Source organism: Bacillus sp. z50, assembly GCF_058313585.1.
The window spans coordinates 395,812-415,054 of record NZ_JBZFQL010000003.1; the positions used below are offsets into that span (position 1 = coordinate 395,812).

Annotated in this window: 18 protein-coding genes and 1 tRNA gene; 16 read left to right on the forward strand and 3 right to left on the reverse strand. The window is 41.1% G+C overall.

Annotated elements, in window-relative coordinates; genetic code table 11:
* Positions 1 to 134 precede the first annotated feature (134 nt).
* From AC4G3N_RS11280 to AC4G3N_RS11350, 15 genes are all read left to right on the forward strand, one after another.
* Positions 135 to 1,322: an ATP phosphoribosyltransferase regulatory subunit gene (locus AC4G3N_RS11280; protein ID WP_066106157.1), complete on the forward strand. Its 1,188-nt coding sequence runs from the start codon at positions 135 to 137 to the stop codon at positions 1,320 to 1,322.
* Complete coding sequence (gene hisG, locus AC4G3N_RS11285; RefSeq protein ID WP_066106160.1) at positions 1,319 to 1,954, forward strand: ATP phosphoribosyltransferase; 636 nt, start codon at positions 1,319 to 1,321, stop codon at positions 1,952 to 1,954. The genes AC4G3N_RS11280 and hisG overlap by 4 nt, the downstream gene beginning before the upstream one ends.
* Positions 1,955 to 1,969: 15 nt before the next feature.
* Complete coding sequence (gene hisD / locus AC4G3N_RS11290; protein WP_066106163.1) at positions 1,970 to 3,253, forward strand: histidinol dehydrogenase; 1,284 nt, start codon at positions 1,970 to 1,972, stop codon at positions 3,251 to 3,253.
* A complete protein-coding gene (gene hisB, locus AC4G3N_RS11295; RefSeq protein WP_066106166.1) occupies positions 3,250 to 3,837 on the forward strand; it encodes an imidazoleglycerol-phosphate dehydratase HisB in 588 nt (195 codons plus the stop codon). The genes hisD and hisB overlap by 4 nt, the downstream gene beginning before the upstream one ends.
* A 19-nt stretch (positions 3,838 to 3,856) precedes the next feature.
* Entirely contained in the window at positions 3,857 to 4,495 is a 639-nt protein-coding gene (gene hisH, locus AC4G3N_RS11300) for an imidazole glycerol phosphate synthase subunit HisH (RefSeq protein WP_066106169.1), read from the forward strand.
* Positions 4,495 to 5,241 (forward strand): 1-(5-phosphoribosyl)-5-[(5-phosphoribosylamino)methylideneamino]imidazole-4-carboxamide isomerase, encoded by a 747-nt coding sequence (hisA, locus tag AC4G3N_RS11305; protein WP_066106172.1) that lies wholly within the window; start codon positions 4,495 to 4,497, stop codon positions 5,239 to 5,241. The genes hisH and hisA overlap by 1 nt, the downstream gene beginning before the upstream one ends.
* The gene (gene hisF, locus AC4G3N_RS11310) at positions 5,238 to 5,996 is read left to right on the forward strand and encodes an imidazole glycerol phosphate synthase subunit HisF (RefSeq protein WP_491090231.1); all 759 of its coding nucleotides are present in this window, start codon (positions 5,238 to 5,240) and stop codon (positions 5,994 to 5,996) included. The genes hisA and hisF overlap by 4 nt, the downstream gene beginning before the upstream one ends.
* Positions 5,993 to 6,664, forward strand: a complete 672-nt coding sequence (hisIE, locus tag AC4G3N_RS11315; RefSeq protein WP_066106181.1) for a bifunctional phosphoribosyl-AMP cyclohydrolase/phosphoribosyl-ATP diphosphatase HisIE — start codon at positions 5,993 to 5,995, stop codon at positions 6,662 to 6,664. The genes hisF and hisIE overlap by 4 nt, the downstream gene beginning before the upstream one ends.
* Positions 6,665 to 7,306: 642 nt before the next feature.
* Positions 7,307 to 8,797 (forward strand): tetratricopeptide repeat protein, encoded by a 1,491-nt coding sequence (locus AC4G3N_RS11320; protein ID WP_066106184.1) that lies wholly within the window; start codon positions 7,307 to 7,309, stop codon positions 8,795 to 8,797.
* Between the two features lie 113 nt (positions 8,798 to 8,910).
* Positions 8,911 to 9,864, forward strand: a complete 954-nt coding sequence (trxB, locus tag AC4G3N_RS11325; RefSeq protein ID WP_066106186.1) for a thioredoxin-disulfide reductase — start codon at positions 8,911 to 8,913, stop codon at positions 9,862 to 9,864.
* A 294-nt stretch (positions 9,865 to 10,158) separates the two neighbouring features.
* On the forward strand, positions 10,159 to 10,623 hold the full coding sequence (locus tag AC4G3N_RS11330; RefSeq protein ID WP_140461775.1) for an 8-oxo-dGTP diphosphatase: 465 nt from the start codon (positions 10,159 to 10,161) through the stop codon (positions 10,621 to 10,623).
* Positions 10,624 to 10,626: 3 nt separating this feature from the next.
* Positions 10,627 to 11,553 carry an RNase adapter RapZ gene (rapZ, locus tag AC4G3N_RS11335; RefSeq protein ID WP_373925482.1) on the forward strand — a complete coding sequence of 309 codons (927 nt, stop codon included), beginning with the start codon at positions 10,627 to 10,629 and terminating at the stop codon, positions 11,551 to 11,553.
* On the forward strand, positions 11,528 to 12,502 hold the full coding sequence (locus AC4G3N_RS11340) for a gluconeogenesis factor YvcK family protein (protein WP_302621342.1): 975 nt from the start codon (positions 11,528 to 11,530) through the stop codon (positions 12,500 to 12,502). Before rapZ ends, AC4G3N_RS11340 begins: the two co-directional genes overlap by 26 nt.
* Positions 12,503 to 12,531: 29 nt before the next feature.
* Complete coding sequence (whiA, locus tag AC4G3N_RS11345) at positions 12,532 to 13,473, forward strand: DNA-binding protein WhiA (RefSeq protein WP_066106193.1); 942 nt, start codon at positions 12,532 to 12,534, stop codon at positions 13,471 to 13,473.
* A 49-nt stretch (positions 13,474 to 13,522) separates the two neighbouring features.
* The gene (locus AC4G3N_RS11350; RefSeq protein ID WP_066106196.1) at positions 13,523 to 13,777 is read left to right on the forward strand and encodes an HPr family phosphocarrier protein; all 255 of its coding nucleotides are present in this window, start codon (positions 13,523 to 13,525) and stop codon (positions 13,775 to 13,777) included.
* A gap of 69 nt (positions 13,778 to 13,846) precedes the next feature.
* Here AC4G3N_RS11350 and AC4G3N_RS11355 read toward each other — a convergent pair whose 3' ends face one another.
* From AC4G3N_RS11355 to clpP, 3 genes are all read right to left on the reverse strand, one after another.
* Positions 13,847 to 16,228, reverse strand: a complete 2,382-nt coding sequence (locus AC4G3N_RS11355; protein ID WP_077248109.1) for an immune inhibitor A domain-containing protein — start codon at positions 16,226 to 16,228, stop codon at positions 13,847 to 13,849.
* Positions 16,229 to 16,397: 169 nt separating this feature from the next.
* Positions 16,398 to 17,822 (reverse strand): amino acid permease, encoded by a 1,425-nt coding sequence (locus tag AC4G3N_RS11360; protein WP_066106203.1) that lies wholly within the window; start codon positions 17,820 to 17,822, stop codon positions 16,398 to 16,400.
* Between the two features lie 347 nt (positions 17,823 to 18,169).
* Positions 18,170 to 18,772, reverse strand: coding sequence for an ATP-dependent Clp endopeptidase proteolytic subunit ClpP (clpP, locus tag AC4G3N_RS11365; protein ID WP_066106206.1), 603 nt, complete (start codon positions 18,770 to 18,772; stop codon positions 18,170 to 18,172).
* A 296-nt stretch (positions 18,773 to 19,068) separates the two neighbouring features.
* On the opposite strand from clpP, the gene AC4G3N_RS11370 reads away from it, so the two are divergent.
* A tRNA-Arg gene (locus AC4G3N_RS11370) sits at positions 19,069 to 19,140 on the forward strand.
* Positions 19,141 to 19,243 lie beyond the last annotated feature (103 nt).

The following is a 19,243-nucleotide window of genomic DNA, read 5'->3' on the forward strand; positions in this document are numbered from 1 at the left end:
TAGATTGGTGGAAAGGAATATCCATATCACTTGACGTTATTTGGAAGGAACGATACACTTTAACTTAACTTCATCATATTAGCATATTAGCGAACTAAAGTATTCTAAAAACTTATAATAAAGGACTGTTAATTATGCCGGATTTATTTATGTTTGAAAAGCCCTTGGGCATGCGTGACACATTGCCGGATTTATATAAGATAAAACAATCCATGAAACAAAGGATGATGGATCAAACGGTTCAATACGGATATCGTTTTTTGGAAACTTCATCACTCGAATATTATGAGACGGTCGGTAAGGTATCTGCTATCCGTGATGTTCATTTATTCAAGTTATTAGATAAAGATGGTCATAGTTTAGTGTTGCGACCGGATATGACCTCGCCTATTGCTAGGGTTGCTTCTTCCCATCTATTGAAGGAAGGGAATCCCGAGCGGCTCGCCTATAGTGCAAATGTGTTCAGAGCACAGGAAAAAGAGGGAGGACGTCCAGCAGAATTTGAGCAATTTGGGATTGAATTGATAGGGGATCGTACCCTTTCGGCTGATGCTGAAGTGCTTTGTCTTCTGTCTGATGTTTTAAAATGTGCTGGTTTGGAAAGATTCCATATTACGCTTGGTCATATTGGCTTTGTACAGGATTTACTCCTTCATTTTGGCGGTTGCGCAGAAACTGCAGGGATTATGAGGAAATTCCTGTTTGAAAAAAACTATGTTGGTTTTAAACAGTATGTGAACCAATTGCCAATCTCATTAAAGGATAAAGAGACTCTGTTTCAGCTTCTTGATTTAAAAGGGGGCCGCGAGATTCTGGAAATGGCTGAAAAACTGACAAATGGGCAGCTTGGTCAGCATGCGGTTAAAGAGTTGAAAAAATTGGCCGATATCCTTCTTTTAACAGATCATACAGAAATGATTACGTATGATTTATCACTTGTCAGCCATATGGATTATTATACAGGTATTTTGTTTGAAGTATCTGGGGAAAATGTAGGCTTTCCACTTGGAAATGGAGGAAGATACAACGAGCTATATAAACAGTTCGGGACAGATGCTCCTGCCACAGGATTTGGTTTACGTTTAGACCGTATACTGGAGGCGCTCGATTCAGGAGTTGAAGAAGAGCCGCCCCTTTGCATCATTTATCACCCTGTACAGCAACAGAAAGCGATAAGCCGGGCAACGGAGCTGCGACAATCCGGCATGCGTGTGGTTTTACAAAATGTGAATGGAATAAAGGATGTAAATACATTTACAAATCATTTTCCGAATATTGAATTTATGATTGACATGACAGATGGATCAGGGGGAGAGGGATAATGGAACAATTAACGATTGCCATGCCAAAGGGACGGATTTTGGATGAAGCAGTGGAATTATTAAGAAAAGCAGATTATCAGATTCCTCCTGATTTTGACGATACTAGAAAATTGATCATTCATGTAGAGAATGAAAATCTTCGTTTTATCCTGGCTAAACCAATGGATGTTCCCACTTATGTCGAGCATGGTGTGGCTGATGTAGGGATTGCCGGTAAAGACGTTCTGATGGAAGAAGCACGTGATGTGTATGAATTGTTGGATTTAGAAATAAGTGAATGCCATTTAGCAGTGGCAGGCATGCCGAATACAGAAATGAACAAGATTGCTCCGAAGATTGCCAGTAAATACCCAAATATCGCTTCCCAATATTTTCGTGAGCAGGGTGAACAGGTTGAAATTATTAAGTTAAACGGGTCCATTGAGCTGGCTCCCATGATCGGCCTTGCTGATCGAATCGTTGATATTGTATCGACCGGACAAACTTTACGTGACAATGGACTGGTAGAGTATGCAGCAATCCAGAATGTGACATCACGATTTATTGCAAATCCGGTAAGTTATCGAATGAAGGAAAAAGAAATCGCTGAAATGGTAACTCGACTGGGGAAGGTTTTGCAGCCGAAGGAATAATTGGAGGGAGAAGGCATGGAAATTAAATCGTTAACGAGTGGATTATCGTTGAAACGTACGGTGGATGGCGGATCCGATGCTCAAAGGAAGGTTGTCCAACAAATCCTGCAGGATGTAAAGGAACGCGGAGATCAGGCTTTATTTTTTTATACAAAAAAGTTTGACCAAACAGAGATGGATTCTCTTAAAGTAACAAACGATGAAATGGAAAAAGCAATCGCCAACATGCCGCAAGAGATGATTTCAATCATGACTGAAGCTGCTTCAAATCTTCGAAGCTATCATGAAAAACAAGTGCAAAATTCATGGATAGATATGTCCGTGACAGGAACTATGCTTGGTTTAAGGCGTACTCCGCTGGATTCAGCCGGCATCTATGTTCCAGGCGGTACGGCCGCCTACCCATCCTCCGTATTAATGAATGCCATCCCGGCTAAAGTGGCCGGTGTAAAGCGGATTGTCATGGTTTCGCCGCCGGGAATAGACGGGAGATTACCTGACTCCGTGCTTGCTGCCGCGCATATTGCAGGCATCACTGAAATTTATAAGGTAGGCGGTGCCCAAGCAATCGGAGCTCTTGCCTATGGAACAGAATCAATCGGAAAAGTAGATAAAATTACAGGACCGGGTAATATTTACGTCGCGCTTGCCAAAAGGGAAGTATATGGGGATGTGGATATTGATATGATTGCCGGTCCTAGTGAGATTACGGTGCTTGCTGATGAAACGGCAGAGGCTCGGCATGTTGCGGCAGATTTGCTATCACAGGCTGAACATGATGAACGGGCATGCAGTGTGCTGATTACCACGAGCCGAAGATTGGCGAGCCAGGTCAAAGTGGAAGTGGAGAAACAATTGGCCGTGTTACCGCGTAAAGAGATTGCGCTCGCTGCCTGGAATAATTTTGGCGGTATATACGTAGCAAACACATTGGAAGAGGCGATTGAGGCTGTAAATGAGCTGGCCCCTGAACATTTGGAAATTCAAACAGCGGATGCGATGAATGTGGCGGGCGCAATTCGGCATGCAGGTGCTATTTTTATCGGTAAATATAGTTCTGAGCCGGTTGGCGATTATTTTGCAGGTCCCAATCATGTGCTGCCTACAAATGGTACAGCCCGTTTTTCAAGCCCATTGAATGTAGATGATTTTCAAAAGAAAACGAGCTTAATTATGTACAGTCAACAGGATTTTGAGGCTAATGCATCTAAAATCGCTGCTTTTGCTAGATTAGAAGGATTAGAGGCTCATGCGCGGGCCGTGGAATCGCGATTTATTTCGAAGGAGGAAGGTCAATGAAACGTACAGCCGAAATAGATAGAAGAACGAACGAAACGAAAATTAAGCTTGCTTTAGGCCTTGACGGTGAAGGTAAGACGGAGCTTTCAACAGGTGTGCCTTTTCTCTCGCATATGCTGGATCTATTTGCGAAGCACGGCCATTTTGATTTACGAGTAGATGCGGATGGGGATATAGAAGTGGATGGGCATCACACAACAGAGGATATTGGTATTTGTTTAGGGCAGGCGTTGAGTCAGGCGCTTGGAGATAAAAGAGGGATTAAGCGATATGGAAATGCCTTTGTTCCGATGGATGAAGCACTGGCACAGGTCGTTGTTGATTTGAGCAATCGGCCGCATCTTGAATTTAGAGCAGACATTCCGGCACCGATGATTGGATCCTTTGATACAGAGCTTGTACATGAATTCCTGTGGAAGCTTGCGATTGAGGCGAAGATGAATCTTCATGTCGTCGTCCATTATGGCCGCAATTCCCATCATATTGTTGAAGCCATTTTTAAAGCGCTTGGACGTGCGCTTGATGAAGCGACATCACACGATCCAAGGGTGAAAGGAATTCCATCTACAAAAGGGATGCTGTAAGTGGAGAGGGGTGGCAGTCTTGATTGGAATCGTTGATTACGGGATGGGAAACTTATTCAGCGTTTATAACGCATTAGACAGGCTGGGAGCGGATCCTGTGATAAGCGGTGATCCGACTGTATTGGCCGGCTGTGATGGGTTAATCTTACCCGGCGTGGGTGCTTTTCGGGATGCAATAACTGCATTAAAAGAGCAGAAATTGGACGTATTTTTAAAGGAGTATGTCGAAAGTGGTAAGCCCCTGCTCGGCATTTGCCTTGGAATGCAGCTATTGTTCGAGAGCAGTGATGAACACGGGTTTTCCGAGGGGCTATGTTTCTTGGAAGGACATATTGCGAAATTTACGGGGATTGATCAAACCGGTAAAACCTATAAAGTTCCTCATATGGGATGGAATAAACTGCAATTTAAGAATGTGAATCCTTTAATTGAAGGATTGGAAGAGGATTATGTCTACTTTGTCCATTCCTATTATGCACAAATAAAGGACTCAGCGGAATTAATCGCAACAGCAATGTATGATGTCGAGGTACCCGGAATTGTAGGAAAAGGAAATGTGATGGGAATGCAATTTCACCCTGAAAAAAGTGGACAGATGGGAAAAGGTTTGCTCGGGAACTTCGTGAATCTGGTAATAGAGAAGGCGGGGGATAAGTGATGGGGACTAATTTTACAATCTATCCGGCAATTGATATGAGAGGCGGTAAATGTGTCCGTCTTCTGCAGGGAGATTATGGGCAGGAAACGGTTTATGGAGATTCTCCATTTGAAATGGCCAAGTCCTTTTCTGATTTAGGAGCCAAATGGATTCATATGGTCGATTTAGACGGTGCCAAAGAGGGAAATCCAGTTAATGAGGAACACGTACTAAAGGCAGCCCGGGAATTAAAGAGCGTATCCATTCAAGTCGGAGGCGGGATTCGCAATGAGGAGCAGGTAGCCCGTTACTTGGAGAATGGTATATCGCGTGTCATTCTTGGCAGTGTGGCTGTAAGAGAACCGGAATTTGCCACACGGATGATTCAGCAATATCCGGGGAAAGTTGCGATAGGACTGGATGGTAAAAGCGGTAAGGTGGCGACTGATGGCTGGCTGAAAACAAGTGAATGGACTGTCGTTGACTTAGGCAAGTATTTTGCCGATAAAGGGGCAGAATGGTTCATTTTTACGGATATCGCCAATGACGGGATGCTTAATGGTCCCAGTGTAGAGGCAACAGCTGAACTTGCGCGCGCAACCGGAAAGAATGTCATCGCATCAGGAGGAATGAGTCAGCTTGAGGATATCGCTGCTTTACAGGCCTATCAAGCGGATGGAATTGAAGGAGTCATCATCGGGAAGGCACTTTATGAAAATCGCTTTACATTGCCGCAGGCCCTAGCGAAGGCGGTTGAATCCTTATGATTACGAAACGAATTATTCCCTGTTTAGATGTAAAAGAGGGCCGTGTCGTGAAAGGGATTCAGTTCCTTGGGCTTCAGGATGCAGGTGATCCAGTTGAATTGGCAAAAATGTATGATGACCAAGGAGCAGATGAGCTAGTATTCCTTGATATTTCAGCGTCCCATGAAGGAAGAAAGACGATTGTGGAAGTGGTTCGGGAAGCGGCGACTGTCCTGAGTATCCCATTTACAGTTGGTGGAGGGATTAACTCAGTTGCTGATATGAGGACCATTCTGCGTGCCGGAGCGGATAAGGTATCTGTAAACACGGCGGCAGTGCTTCGGCCGGAGCTGATTGCAGAGGGAGCCAGCTATTTTGGGAATCAGTGTATCGTTCTTGCTATTGATGCAAAGTATGATGCGGAGATGAACGGCTTTCGAGTTTATACACATGGCGGCCGTAAAGCTACCGAATTAAATGCTATTGATTGGGCTAAGCAAGCCGTTGCGCTCGGTGCCGGTGAAATATTACTAACGAGTATGGACTGTGACGGGGAAAAAAGCGGATTCCATATTGAACTGACCAAGGCGATCAGTGAGGCTGTTACAGTCCCGGTGATTGCGTCCGGTGGAGCGGGAAGTAAGGAAGATTTTGCTGAGGTTTTTACAGAAGGAAAAGCAGACGCAGCACTGGCTGCTTCCATTTTTCATTACAAAGAGACAAGCGTACAGGAAGTTAAACGTAGACTGCGAGAACAAGGAGTGCTTGTGAGATGAATATAGAGAATATACGATTTGATACGAACGGATTAGTGCCGGCCATTGTTCAGGATGGAGAAACGAAGGAAGTCCTGACACTGGCTTATATGAATAAGGAATCATTGGAGAAAACGATTCAAACGGGAGAAACCTGGTTTTACAGTCGTTCCCGCCAGGAGCTTTGGCATAAAGGGGAAACAAGCAAAAACACTCAAGCCGTACGGGAAATCCGCTATGATTGCGATCAGGATGCATTAGTAGTATTGGTTCAACCAGCAGGTCCAGCCTGTCATAACGGCACGGTAAGCTGCTTTACGGAATCGCTCTATCAGGCTGATGATATTAATTTAATTCAGCCGGCAGATGAAGCAAAGGATTTTATGTATGATTTGGAGAAAATCATTGCTGAACGGGAAGCAGAGCGTCCCGAAGGCTCCTATACAACGTATTTATTTGAAGAAGGGGTAGACAAGATTCTTAAAAAGGTGGGAGAAGAAGCAGCCGAAGTCATCATCGCTGCCAAAAACCGCGACCTAGAAGAATTAAAATGGGAAGTATCCGATTTATTCTTTCATGTCCTTGTCCTCTTAAAAGAACAAAATCTCCCATTCTCTGAAATTCAAAAAAACCTCCGTGAACGCCATCTTACTAAACAGAATGATGAAGAAACTGACTCAAAAGGATGAATGATATCCTTTTGAGTTTTTTTGTTTGATGAAGGGGGCAGGGTGAAGGAGCTATGTCATGGCTATGGCCGACCTATGCCCGGGCTATACCCGGGTAAAGGTAGGTCGAAGGTGGGTGAAAGGTAGAGGAAAGGAGCTATGCCAGGACTATGACCGACCTATGCCCGGGCTATACCCGGGTAAAGGTCGGTTGAAGGTGGGTGAAAGGTAGAGGAAAGGAGCTATGGTAGGACTATGACCAACCTATAACCTGCCTATACCCGGGTAAAGGTGGGTCGAAGGTGGGTGAAAGGTAGAGGGGAAAGGAGCTCTGGCTGGGCTAAGCCCCTCCTGCTCCTGAACCGCCACTCCATATGCTTGTCGGATGCCTACAGGATGTAGGTCACAAAGATGTTGCCACAGGATGTGGCGTTCTTAATCTTTGTTCCTTGAATCAGTCGTCTCGCCTCCGCTTTTCATCTGATCCAGCGTCAGGGCCTAGGAGCTCGGGACATAAGCATAGCCTCTACGGGGGAAAACATCCCCCTCCGAGCCTCTGTCTTATGCTCCTCGCTCCTGGGCAAGGCCCTTCCGCTTTTCTTTCTATAATTCTCTTAATATGGTATAATTGTAGGGTTAAAGTATATGTGCTTGGAGGACTAGATGGGGAATAATTTTAATTTGACTAATAAGGCAAAAGTTGTTTCGTTTAACCCCACGGGAGAGTTCTATTTTACAAAGGGAATAAAAGCTTTCCAGCGAAGGGAATTATATAGAGCTAAGAAATATATGAACCGTGCGTTGCAGCTGGAACCGGGTGAGCCGATGATTGCTTGCCAGCTGGCTGTGATTTGTACGGAATTAGGTGAATATCAGTTTTCGAATCAGCTGCTTGAGAATATTCTTCAGGAGTTGGATCCGTTTATGACGGAGTGCCATTATTTCCTGGCTAATAATTTTGCTCATATGGGTTTATTTAAAGAGGCCTATAAGCATGCTAACGAATATTTAAATAAAGATCAGTTTGGTGAATTCAGTGAGGATGCAGAAGATTTGCTGGATTTAATCACATTTGAGACGGATGAAACAGAAGAGACCTTGGAAGTTCAGGATGATTTAATGATGCGCCAAGAGGCGGCACGTGAGTTGCTTGAAGCGGGTAATTTTGTGAAAGCCGTTGAAAAAATTGAAGAATTAATCGATTTATATCCTGAATTTTGGTCGGCTTATAATAATTTGGCACTGGCTTATTTCTATGTAGGTAAAACAGAGAAAGCTTTTGAGACGCTCGATCGAGTCCTTGAGAAGAACCCTGGCAATCTGCATGCTCTGTGCAATGGAATGGTCTTTTACCATTATCAGATGGAGCAGGATAAGCTTGATGAGGTTTTCGCTGTCCTAAAAAAAGTCAGACCTATTCTTGATGAACACCGGTTAAAATTAGGAGCGACCTTTGCGCTGACTGGTTATTATGAGGAAGCTTATATCTGGCTTCGCCAGCTGCAGAAAAAGGGTTATGAAGGGGACGGAACCTTCTATTATTGGCTCAGTAAATCTGCCCATCAAATCGGGCAAAAGAGAGTTGCTGAAAATGCCTGGGCTAAAGTGGTTGAATACAGTCCTGATAAAGAGGGACTTGAGCCTTGGGGCGAAATGACTGAAGATGAGGAATCTGGATTTGAAGAGCATGCGCCTTCCATCATTAAAAAGTTGGAAAGTGAGTATCTGGAGGAGAGATTGTTTGGTCTCTTTTTAGCGAGTCATTCGGGGGAATTTAATCAAATTAAAACTCATCCCTCTTACGAAACTAATAAACGTTTCACAGCGATGGAACGAGAATATAAAAATAGCATCGAGCTATCCGATAACCGTCAATTTTTTGCGGCAGAGGTAGCAGACACGTTATATAGGTTTTATCAGCCGGTAAAATTGATTGAGTCCGGCCTTTATTTTCTCTGGTTTTCTGTATATGCAGAAGGAAAAGAGAATGGTATACGGTTCTCAAATCCACTTGCCTGGGCAGCTGCTATTGATTACGAATGGCACAAGCTGCGCGGTGAAAAAGAATCTCAAAAAACAGTGGCGGAACGATATGGAATATCTAACTCGACACTTTCTAAGTATGTAAAGCTTGTAGCCGAATTGTTGCAATGAGCAAATTTTTGGACCTAATATGTATAGTTTAATACGATTAGTTCGAGGATAAGACGAGAAATGAAATGAATGTGAGAGGCTTCGAGTTCTATCGTAAGAAGGAGTGATTCATAATGTCTGAGGAAAAAATTTATGATGTAATTATTATTGGAGCCGGACCGGCGGGTATGACAGCAGCTGTATATACGTCAAGAGCCAATCTTTCGACATTAATGCTTGAACGTGGCATTCCGGGCGGGCAAATGGCGAATACGGAAGAGGTTGAAAACTATCCAGGATATGAAACCATTCTTGGACCAGATTTATCAACTAAAATGTTCGAGCATGCGAAAAAATTTGGAGCAGAATATGCTTATGGTGAAGTAAAACAAATTATTGATGGAAAAGAATATAAAACCATTGATGCTGGTTCTAAGCAATATAAAACGCGTACTATTATTATTGCTACTGGTGCTGAATATAAGAAAATCGGCGTACCAGGTGAAAAAGAGCTAGGTGGTCGCGGTGTTTCCTATTGTGCAGTTTGTGACGGAGCTTTCTTTAAGAACAAAGAACTTTTCGTGATTGGCGGAGGAGATTCTGCTGTTGAAGAAGGTGTGTACTTAACTCGCTTTGCTTCTAAAGTAACGATTGTACACCGCAGGGATGAACTTCGTGCTCAAAAAATTCTGCAGCAGCGTGCCTTTGAGAATGAAAAGGTAGATTTTATTTGGAATACAACGTTAAAAAGCATTAATGAGAAAGATGGTAAGGTTGGCAGTGTAACATTGATATCCACTGTTGATGGTACTGAGCGCGAGTATCCGGCAGATGGCGTATTCATTTATATTGGAATGCTGCCGTTAACAAAACCATTCCAAACTATCGGAATTACGAATCAAGCTGGTTATATCGAAACCAATGATCGCATGGAAACAAAAATTCCTGGTATTTTTGCAGCCGGAGATGTTCGTGAAAAGAATTTACGACAAATTGTTACGGCAACAGGTGATGGCAGTATAGCCGCTCAATCCGCACAGCATTATGTTGAAGAGTTGATGGAGCAATTAAAAGCACAAGCAAAATAAAATAGCTTGAAGGATGAGTAAAAAATTTACATTAAAGTCATTATTAATTAATGTAGCTGTAATCAAAGTGCAATACATTTGGGGTAGAATAAAAATAAGAAATTGACCCCCTTTTATATATTTTTTTGGCATAGGTTATAAAACCTATGCCGCTTTTTTTTGTTGTTTGTCGAAAAATATAGGGATGACTTGAAAAAATTATGATGATTAACGTACATTGTTCATGCACATCTAAAATAGTATAATAAAGAGAAGTCTATCTAATTTGTGCTGTAGCAACTGAGGTGAAATAGTTTGCAAAGAGTAACCAATTGTATGTTAATGGCAGATGGCAAGGCCCTTATGCTTCAGAAGCCCAGAAGAAATTGGTGGGTAGCGCCCGGCGGCAAAATGGAATCTGGAGAATCCATACATGACTCTGTCATGCGTGAATTCTATGAAGAAACCAATTTGAAAATCGAGCGTCCTGAGTTAAAAGGCATTTTCACCATGGTTAATATGAAAGATGACCAAATTGTTCATGAATGGATGCTTTTTTCTTTTCGTGCCTACGCATTTGAGGGAGAAGCATATCAGGAGAATGAGGAAGGGATTCTGAAATGGCATCCTTTAAACGATATTCTGGCATTGCCAATGGCAGAGGGAGATCGCAAAATATTGGATCATATGATGAATGGACAAGGAATACTAATAGGTACATTTAAATATACAGAAGATTTCATACTACTCGATTACAAGCTTGAAAGAAACGGGGAATAACTAATGGAAGAGAAAAAAATAGAAACTGCAGCATCAGAGAATCGGTTGGTCATTATTACGGGTATGTCAGGTGCCGGTAAGACAGTTGCAATACAGAGCTTTGAGGATCTGGGCTTCTACTGTGTGGATAACCTTCCCCCTACGCTTCTTCCTAAATTCATGGAGCTTATGAACAATTCAGGAAAGAAAATGAATAAGGTAGCATTAGTAATGGACTTACGAGGCAGGGAATTTTTTGAACACTTATTCAAAGCCTTGGATGATCTTAATGAATCCTCCAAGTTTGTTCCTGAAATTTTATTCCTGGATGCGGATGACTCCGTTTTAGTAAGAAGATATAAGGAAACAAGACGTACTCATCCATTGGCTCCATCAGGATCGCCGTTGGAAGGGATTAGACTTGAGCGAGATTTGCTTGAGGAATTAAAAGGACGTGCTCAAACGATTTATAACACATCAAATTTTAAGCCAAAAGAGCTGCGTGAGAAAATTGCCAAACAATTCTCCGTTAATCAACGGGTGGAGTTCTCGATTAATATCATGTCATTCGGTTTCAAACATGGGATCCCTATTGATGCAGATTTAGTTTTTGATGTAAGATTCCTGCCTAATCCGTTTTATATAGAAAATATGCGTCCGCAAACTGGACTGGATGAAGAGGTTTCTTCTTACGTAATGAAATGGAGTGAAACCCAGAAATTTATTGAAAAATGGACGGATTTACTTGATTTTATGATTCCTCAATATAAACGTGAGGGAAAAGCCCAGTTAATTATCGCTGTGGGATGTACTGGAGGCCAGCATCGTTCCGTAACTTTAGCTGAATATCTGGGTAAACGGTATAACAATGAGTACCATACGAGTGTAACGCATCGTGATATTGATAAAAGGAAGGTACGCACAGATGACATCCATATCAGCACAACCTAAAGTGGTCATCATAGGTGGTGGATCGGGCCTTCCTGTCCTATTAAGAGGGCTAAAGGCATATCCCCTCGACATTACCGCTATAGTGACCGTTGCGGATGATGGTGGCAGTTCTGGCAGACTGAGAGAGGAACTGGACATCCCTTCTCCTGGTGATATACGGAATGTTTTAGCAGCTATGTCTGATGTAGAGCCATTAATTGAGCAAATGTTTCAGCATCGATTTACAGGCTCTGAACAATTATCAGGTCATGCTCTAGGGAATTTAATTCTTGCTGCGATGACCTCTATTACCGGTGACTTTGTACATGCTATTCAGGAGATGAGTAAGGTTTTAAATGTAAGAGGGCAGGTTTTGCCCTCTGCTAACCAGAGCGTAATCCTACATGCAGAACTCGAGGATGGGACGGTTGTTTCCGGTGAATCAAAAATTCCATACTCCGGGAAACGCATAAAGCGGGTATTCCTCAGTCCTGAGCATATTCAGCCTCCTCATGAAACCATCCAGGCCATCAGACAGGCAGATTTAATTTTGATGGGGCCGGGAAGTCTTTATACAAGTATATTGCCTAATTTGGTTGTGCCTACAATTGCAGCTGAAATTGCAAATGCCAAAGCATCCAAGGTATATATTTGTAACTTAATGACTCAAGCAGGGGAAACCCTGAATTATACAGCAAGTGACCATTTGAAAGTAATAAATGAGCATTTAGGTGAGTCATGTATGGATACAATCTTAGTCAATAAAGAGGATATCCCTGCGCATTTAAAATTAAAATATAAAGAAGAGTATGCCCAACCGGTTATCTTTGATATAAACAGACTTGAACAAATGGGACTGCAAGTGATTAAGGATAATATTGTAACAATTCAAAATAACCGTGTCAGACATGATACAGTCGTTGTTGCTTCTATTATCTATAATTTATTAAAGGAAAAGAATAAAGTGTAAGTTGTAAAGGGATTGAGGTGTAAAAAAGGGTGTCGTTTGCGTCGGAAACAAAAAAAGAATTAACCAATTTAGAAGTAAAAGAGTGCTGCGCACGGTCAGAACTATCTGCGCTAATCCGGATGAACGGATCCTTATCCTTTTCCAATCGTCATCTTATTGTGGATGTGCAAACAGAAAATGCAGCGATTGCCCGGAGAATTTATACGTTTTTAAAGAAGCTTTATAATCTCCAGGTTGATTTGCTTGTTCGTAAAAAGATGAAGCTGAAAAAGAATAATGTCTATATTGTACGGTTTTCTGAGAAAGCGAAGGAAGTACTAACAGACTTGAATATCATTGAAAATGGATTTACGATTATCCATGATATATCCGAGGAACTAATCCACAAGAAATGCTGTAAACGATCATATTTACGTGGTGCATTTCTTGCAGGCGGATCAGTTAATAATCCTGAGACTTCCTCTTATCACTTGGAAATATCGTCTTTATATAAACAGCATAATGATTCTTTGTGTGAGTTGATGAACTCATTTGGATTAAAAAGCAAAACGCTCGAAAGAAAAAAAGGATTTATCACCTATTTGAAGGAAGCGGAAAAGATTTCTGAGTTCCTGAATATTATTGGAGGGCATAATGCACTCTTGAAATTTGAGGATATTCGTATTGTTAGAGACATGCGAAATTCTGTAAATCGACTTGTAAATTGTGAAACTGCAAACTTGAATAAAACAATCAGCGCTTCATTGCGCCAGGTTGAAAATATACGTTATATTGAAAATACAGTTGGTCTGGATATATTGCCTGATAAGCTACGTGAAATTGCAAGACTGCGTGTCGAATACCAAGATGTAACCCTAAAAGAACTTGGGGAAATGGTTTCAAGCGATAAAATAAGCAAGTCGGGTATAAATCATCGTCTACGTAAAATAGATGAAATTGCCGAGAGGCTGCGAGCCGGTGAATCTAAATAAGTATTCCAAGCATTATGATATAAATAATATTTAATGGAGGGGAATCGCTGTGATTGAAAAAGAAGTCACTGTACAGCTTAAAACAGGTTTGCAGGCACGCCCGGCTGCTCTATTTGTTCAGGAGGCAAGTCGTTTTTCATCTGATATATTTATTATAGATGGAGAAAAGAAGGCCAATGTAAAAAGTATTATGGGATTAATGAGTATGGCGATTGGTTCAGGTAAGACAGTGACCCTTGCAGCAGATGGTCAGGATGAAGAAGAGGCTATACAGGTTTTAGAAGCATTTATGACAAAAGAGTAGTAAAATGGAGAACCGTTAGGATACAAACAGAAAAGAGGTGGCTATCTATGAGCCGCCTCTTTTCCTGCCTTATTTACTAATAAGAATTTTTCCGACAGTACGGTCTTTACTTTGGCCCGTTAACTTGATTTTTACGCCAAACTCAGGGATATTCCGCCCTGCGTCCGGTTTGCCAGGATTTAAATAATTTTTGCTATCATCAAACACAGAAAATGGTTTCGTATCAAAATCAGACAATGTTAAACCATTTATGTTCTTATAATCCAAATACATTTTATCTGTTTTATCTAATCTAAATGCAGCATCATGAATTTGATAACGAGTTGCAGCTAAGGATTTGTCACTCCATTTCAATGTTCCTTGGTCAGCATCGACTACTCCAAGGAAGCCTTCACCTGGATGTTTGCCTGTCCAGTTATCTGAATAGCTGTCATCCACATACCAAACCACTAATCCGCCATCATATTTCATTAGGCTGGCTCCGCGTTTGATATGAGCAAGTCCCAAATCGACGCCCTGATGATTCCGCCATTCTGCCAAATAGTATTGATCACTTGTATAGAAGCCTTCATTCTTTGTGAAGCCATCTAATGTAAAGGAAGAGGTTGAAGTATCTGCATTATCTTTTACGAGTTCCTGACCATCGGCAGTAATTGTAATATCATCTACATAAAAACCTGCTTCAATAGCTGCTACATCAGTCCAGTAATTAAAACGCAATTCAATTTTCTTGCCAGCATAGGCCGTTAAATCAAAGATACCATCTACCCATCCGTTGGAGTTTCCTGTTATACCATTACCCGGATTTTGTTTATATGGATTAGTAGAAGTGGTTATATTCCCTGCTACCCCTGTCCAGTTTGTTTGTCCTTCTTCACGCACTTGAACAGATGCATAGTCCCAATCCTGCTCTATTTGATACCAAGTCTTGAAAGATAACTGGGCTGTCGACTTATTTGTTAGATCAAGAGAAGTAACCAAAGAGTTATTTAGGTTATTACCTTTTCCGCTATGATATTCATACTTCCCGCTATAAGGGGTATTTACTGTGGTTTTCTTTTGTGGCAAATTCACTTTAAGTGCATCCAGGTTTCTTCCCTTTGTAATGGCTTGATCGAGAAGGAATTCAGATCCCCGTCTAGTCAGATCATCAAGATCGACCTCTTCATAATTAAGCCAGTTTCCTCCAAGGCTCTCCTGAAGATATTCTTTTGCATATGGGCTGAACCCAGTTGGTTCTCCTCCTGGAACTTTACCTGCCCAGCTGCCGCTTGCCATGATTGACCAATAGCCAATGGCTTCACCAGATCCTGAGTATTGCGTATCATACTCATCCGGTAGACCTAAATCGTGGCCATATTCATGGGCAAATACTCCGGCAGCTCCATCAATTGGTTCAATGGTGTAATCGTAAGCAGCCATTTGTCCATTCCAGTAAGGTATGTCTGTTTCCGTATTATCGATTGGGAATACCCCTCCCAAATTTGAACGATGGGACCAGATTGCATCTCCGCCCAGTGTACCGCCACCTGCTTCTTCACCTACAGCAGAGTGGACAATCATTAAGTGATCGACTAATCCATCTGGTTCGCGTTTATTGCCGTCTCCATCATAATCGTAGCGATCTTCCTGATCATATTCAGCAAGATCTACATTTGGATCGTTTGCTGCTGCCTCTAATGCTTCTTTTACAAGGCTACGTGCATCCTTGTCATTTCCATCGGGTGTGGGAATATTTCCACCATACTCAGCGGCAGGTTTTTCAGCCATATACCAACCAGCTACTTCACCATCTACGGTATAGCTACCGCCAGATTGCTGTTCATAATATTGCTTCATAGAAATTAGCTTTTCGCCGTTAGGACCTGTATATCCCTTTTTACCAAAAATCATTTGTTGATAATGATCCTTAGTATAATCTTTATAATACATGTCTGTATCCTCTGGTCTGACATTGTCACCATTGTAATCAGGGAATTCAATCATCAGAACCAAAACTTTATCTTTTACTACAGACCCTCTATATTTCTCTTCTTTTACTGGTTGAACAACACCGTTATTAGGTTTGGAACCTTTGCCAGGTTTTTTTCCTTTTTTCTTTTTGTTCCACTTCTTTTGTAGTTCTTTCATTTGTTTATCGAATTTTTTTGATGAGTCCTTTTTAGCATTTTCTTCTTTTTTCTTTAGGTACTTTTTCAGCTGTGTCTGCGCTTCTTTATCTGTTGCATTTTTCTTGATAGTACCTTCCTTTTTAAGCATTTTAATTAATCGTTCTTCGTTGGCAATGCTTAAATCAAAAGTGCTTCCTGTATAGACAGCTGAATGATTGTGATTGGTCTCGGTTGCATGATTACTTATTGTCGAAACTTGGTGAGCAGAAGTGGCTGGTGCAAAGGCACTGAATGTTAAAGCAGCAGCGAAGGCCGATGCCAAAATAGATTTTCCTCGCAAATGGTTTCCTCCTCTATAATTTTAATTAACATCTATAATATTCTAACTATTCTGTTAAAAAACCTCTTTAATGGTAGAAAATGGTAGAATAGGAGTGGTTGAGGAAAAAGAAGTGGGTAATTAGGCATAAAAAAACCACCCTTTTTGAAAGAGTGGTTTCGTCTTATAATTATCTATCTTCTGTCAAACTTCTAGAAATTTCTTTTGGTTTCTTGTTTTTCATCAGGATTGGATAGAGAACAAGACCGAGGACAAATAATCCTATACCGAGCGAGAAGGTTTTTAAGTCGGCTGTTCCGGTTTTAATTACCCATAGGGTGTATACAAGAGCCACTATCGCTATTATGCCATCTATCAATCGTGATCGCTTCATCCCTGTGTATGTTTCACCGGTAATAATCAGTTTTACCTGATAAAGAACACTAACGAAATACGGGATTAAGTAAGCTAATGTAGCAACGACCATTGCGAATTCATAAGCTTCCATTATCGTTCCGGAAACAGTAGCGAATAAAAAGAATTGCGTTAAAAGGTTTGTGATAGTCAAAGAATTGACTGGACTTCCTTTTTTATTCGTTTTTCCGAAGAATGCCGGGAACAAGTTGGATTTAGCAGCTTGATAAGGTACCTCGGAGCTAACGACAATCCAACCGACTGTGGATCCGAATAATGAAATTAAGGCAAGGAATCCTAAAATATAAGCACCGCTAGATCCGATTGCAGCCTGCAGAGCATCAACCAAAGGTTTATGTGACTGTTGCAATGCCTCTTGGGATAAAGCGCCCATTGTTAATAGTGTTATTCCAATATAGATCGCAATGGCAATAATCAGTCCGGTGATTGTCGCTTTTTTCACATCAGTCTGAGACTTTGCCCTATTAGATAGCATCACAGCAGCTTCTACCCCAATAAAGGCCCATAGCGTGGCAATAGCTGCGTTATTTACTTGTCCACCCAATGAATGGGAAACCCCAGATGCATCGATGAATTCTTTACCGTTCATTATATTAGCAGAATCAAATATGAAAATGGTTGCGACAATAAAAAGTGCGAAACCAATTACTTTTGTGATAGTAGCCAGCAAATTGATTTTTCCAGCGCTGTTAAAACTTTTGCAGAGAATAAAGTGAATGCCCCACAGCATAACTGTGCATACCATAAAGTTTAAGAATTTCCCTAATTCAAGATCAAAATTGCCGCTTGAAAAAAGGATGTACTGGCTTTGCATAATTGGGAAGAAGGTAGATAAGTACCCCGCAAACGAGATGATGACTGATGCCGTTGCAGCCCAGTTAGCAGCCCAGTAACCCCAAGCAATACTGTAACCAGCAATTTTCCCTTTCCTTGGTGAACTGAACATGGCTTGAGCATAGCTTTGCGGTCCCGTTTTTAATTCCGGTTTTCTGATAGCCAAATTTCCAAATACAAGAGCAACCATTAATACTCCAGCTCCTGTTAGAATCCAGGCCATTGATGCTCCAAACGGACTAGAAACACCAGCCAGGTTTGCCGGAAGCATAAATATTCCTCCACCAACCATGTTGCCGACAACAAACATGGTTAATATCCAAAATCCCCATTTTTTATTATTCATGATGAAAGACCCCTTCTGTTTTCAAAATATGCGAAAAATATAATAAGATAAATTATTGCTAGCGGTACAAATCGATATAATTCTATACCCGAATTATAATTTGATCATTCCGGTGGCTGTATTGGTTGAGACTTTTAAGTATGAAATTCAACACAATAAACACTCTTTAGAATGACTAATTATTAAATTGTGCTTTCATATTAACATCAAACTTTAATTTGGTAAAGTGATAAACAATTAGAGAACTAAAAGATTATGGGGGTAGGGGAGTAAAGGGGGATATCTACATTATTTTTTTGATAAAACAAAAGAGCTGCCGAATATCTCGACAGCTCTTAATCAGTTTATTATTTTTTATTTTCTTCTACTACATTGCGGGTGATAATTTTATCAACTAATCCGTACTCTACCGCACGTTCAGCTGTCATGAAGTTATCACGTTCTGTATCGCGAGCAATTGTTTCATAAGATTGACCAGTACGTTCAGCCAAAATTTTGTTTAAGCGCTCACGCATAAAGAGAATGCGTTTAGCAGCGATTTCAATCTCAGTCGCTTGTCCTTGAGCTCCGCCAAGTGGTTGGTGAATCATCACTTCACTGTTTGGTAACACAAAACGCTTTCCTTTTTCGCCGGCAGCAAGAAGGAATGCACCCATTGAAGCAGCCATACCGATACAGATCGTAGAAACCTTTGGTTTAATATATTGCATTGTATCGTAGATTGCCATACCAGCTGTGATGCTTCCGCCTGGGCTATTGATGTAAAGATATATATCTTTCTCTGGGTTTTCAGTTTCAAGGAACAATAATTGGGCAACGATAGAGTTGGCAACATTGTCATCAATTGCACTTCCAAGCATGATAATCCGGTCTTTTAATAAACGGGAATAAATATCGTATGCGCGTTCCCCGCGATTTGTTTGTTCAATAACTGTAGGAATTAAATTCATTTATTTTCTCCTCCTTATATGTAAAAAAATAATACATTTGGCTTTGACTTTATCATACACTTTATGGTCAATAAAGGTCAAACAAAAGACGCTTACATTACTATATGTTTTTTATTAAGGACTGATGTCTAGTTTATCTGATTGGTCTGCGCTTAATTTGCAACTGATTCTATGTATAGAAACAAAATAATCCCTGATATCCATCTTACCCAACATAAAGGCTTATAAACCTAAGGAATAGTTCTTGCAAAAAGACTTTCTCTTCCTTATAATATAATTTTGTAGGCTAACATTTTGCCCTCGTAGTTTAATGGATAGAACATAAGATTCCGGTTCTTACGATGGGGGTTCGATTCCCTCCGAGGGCGTATCAGATTTAGTTGATTTATATACCTAGAAAATGGCTCTGGCATTATTCCAGAGCCATTTTTATTTATCCAGAATATCCACTCATCCATTGATGCCTAATTG

Excerpts from the sequence above, each read along its gene's own strand:
- hisIE (WP_066106181.1), top strand. The coding sequence starts at position 5,993 with ATGAATATAGAGAATATACGATTTGATACGAACGGATTAGTGCCGGCC.
- AC4G3N_RS11320 (WP_066106184.1), top strand. The coding sequence starts at position 7,307 with ATGGGGAATAATTTTAATTTGACTAATAAGGCAAAAGTTGTTTCGTTT.
- hisF (WP_491090231.1), top strand. The coding sequence starts at position 5,238 with ATGATTACGAAACGAATTATTCCCTGTTTAGATGTAAAAGAGGGCCGT.
- clpP (WP_066106206.1), bottom strand. The coding sequence starts at position 18,772 with ATGAATTTAATTCCTACAGTTATTGAACAAACAAATCGCGGGGAACGC.
- hisA (WP_066106172.1), top strand. The coding sequence starts at position 4,495 with ATGGGGACTAATTTTACAATCTATCCGGCAATTGATATGAGAGGCGGT.
- AC4G3N_RS11280 (WP_066106157.1), top strand. The coding sequence starts at position 135 with ATGCCGGATTTATTTATGTTTGAAAAGCCCTTGGGCATGCGTGACACA.
- hisB (WP_066106166.1), top strand. The coding sequence starts at position 3,250 with ATGAAACGTACAGCCGAAATAGATAGAAGAACGAACGAAACGAAAATT.
- AC4G3N_RS11340 (WP_302621342.1), top strand. The coding sequence starts at position 11,528 with ATGACATCCATATCAGCACAACCTAAAGTGGTCATCATAGGTGGTGGA.
- hisD (WP_066106163.1), top strand. The coding sequence starts at position 1,970 with ATGGAAATTAAATCGTTAACGAGTGGATTATCGTTGAAACGTACGGTG.
- rapZ (WP_373925482.1), top strand. The coding sequence starts at position 10,627 with ATGGAAGAGAAAAAAATAGAAACTGCAGCATCAGAGAATCGGTTGGTC.
- AC4G3N_RS11360 (WP_066106203.1), bottom strand. The coding sequence starts at position 17,822 with ATGAATAATAAAAAATGGGGATTTTGGATATTAACCATGTTTGTTGTC.
- trxB (WP_066106186.1), top strand. The coding sequence starts at position 8,911 with ATGTCTGAGGAAAAAATTTATGATGTAATTATTATTGGAGCCGGACCG.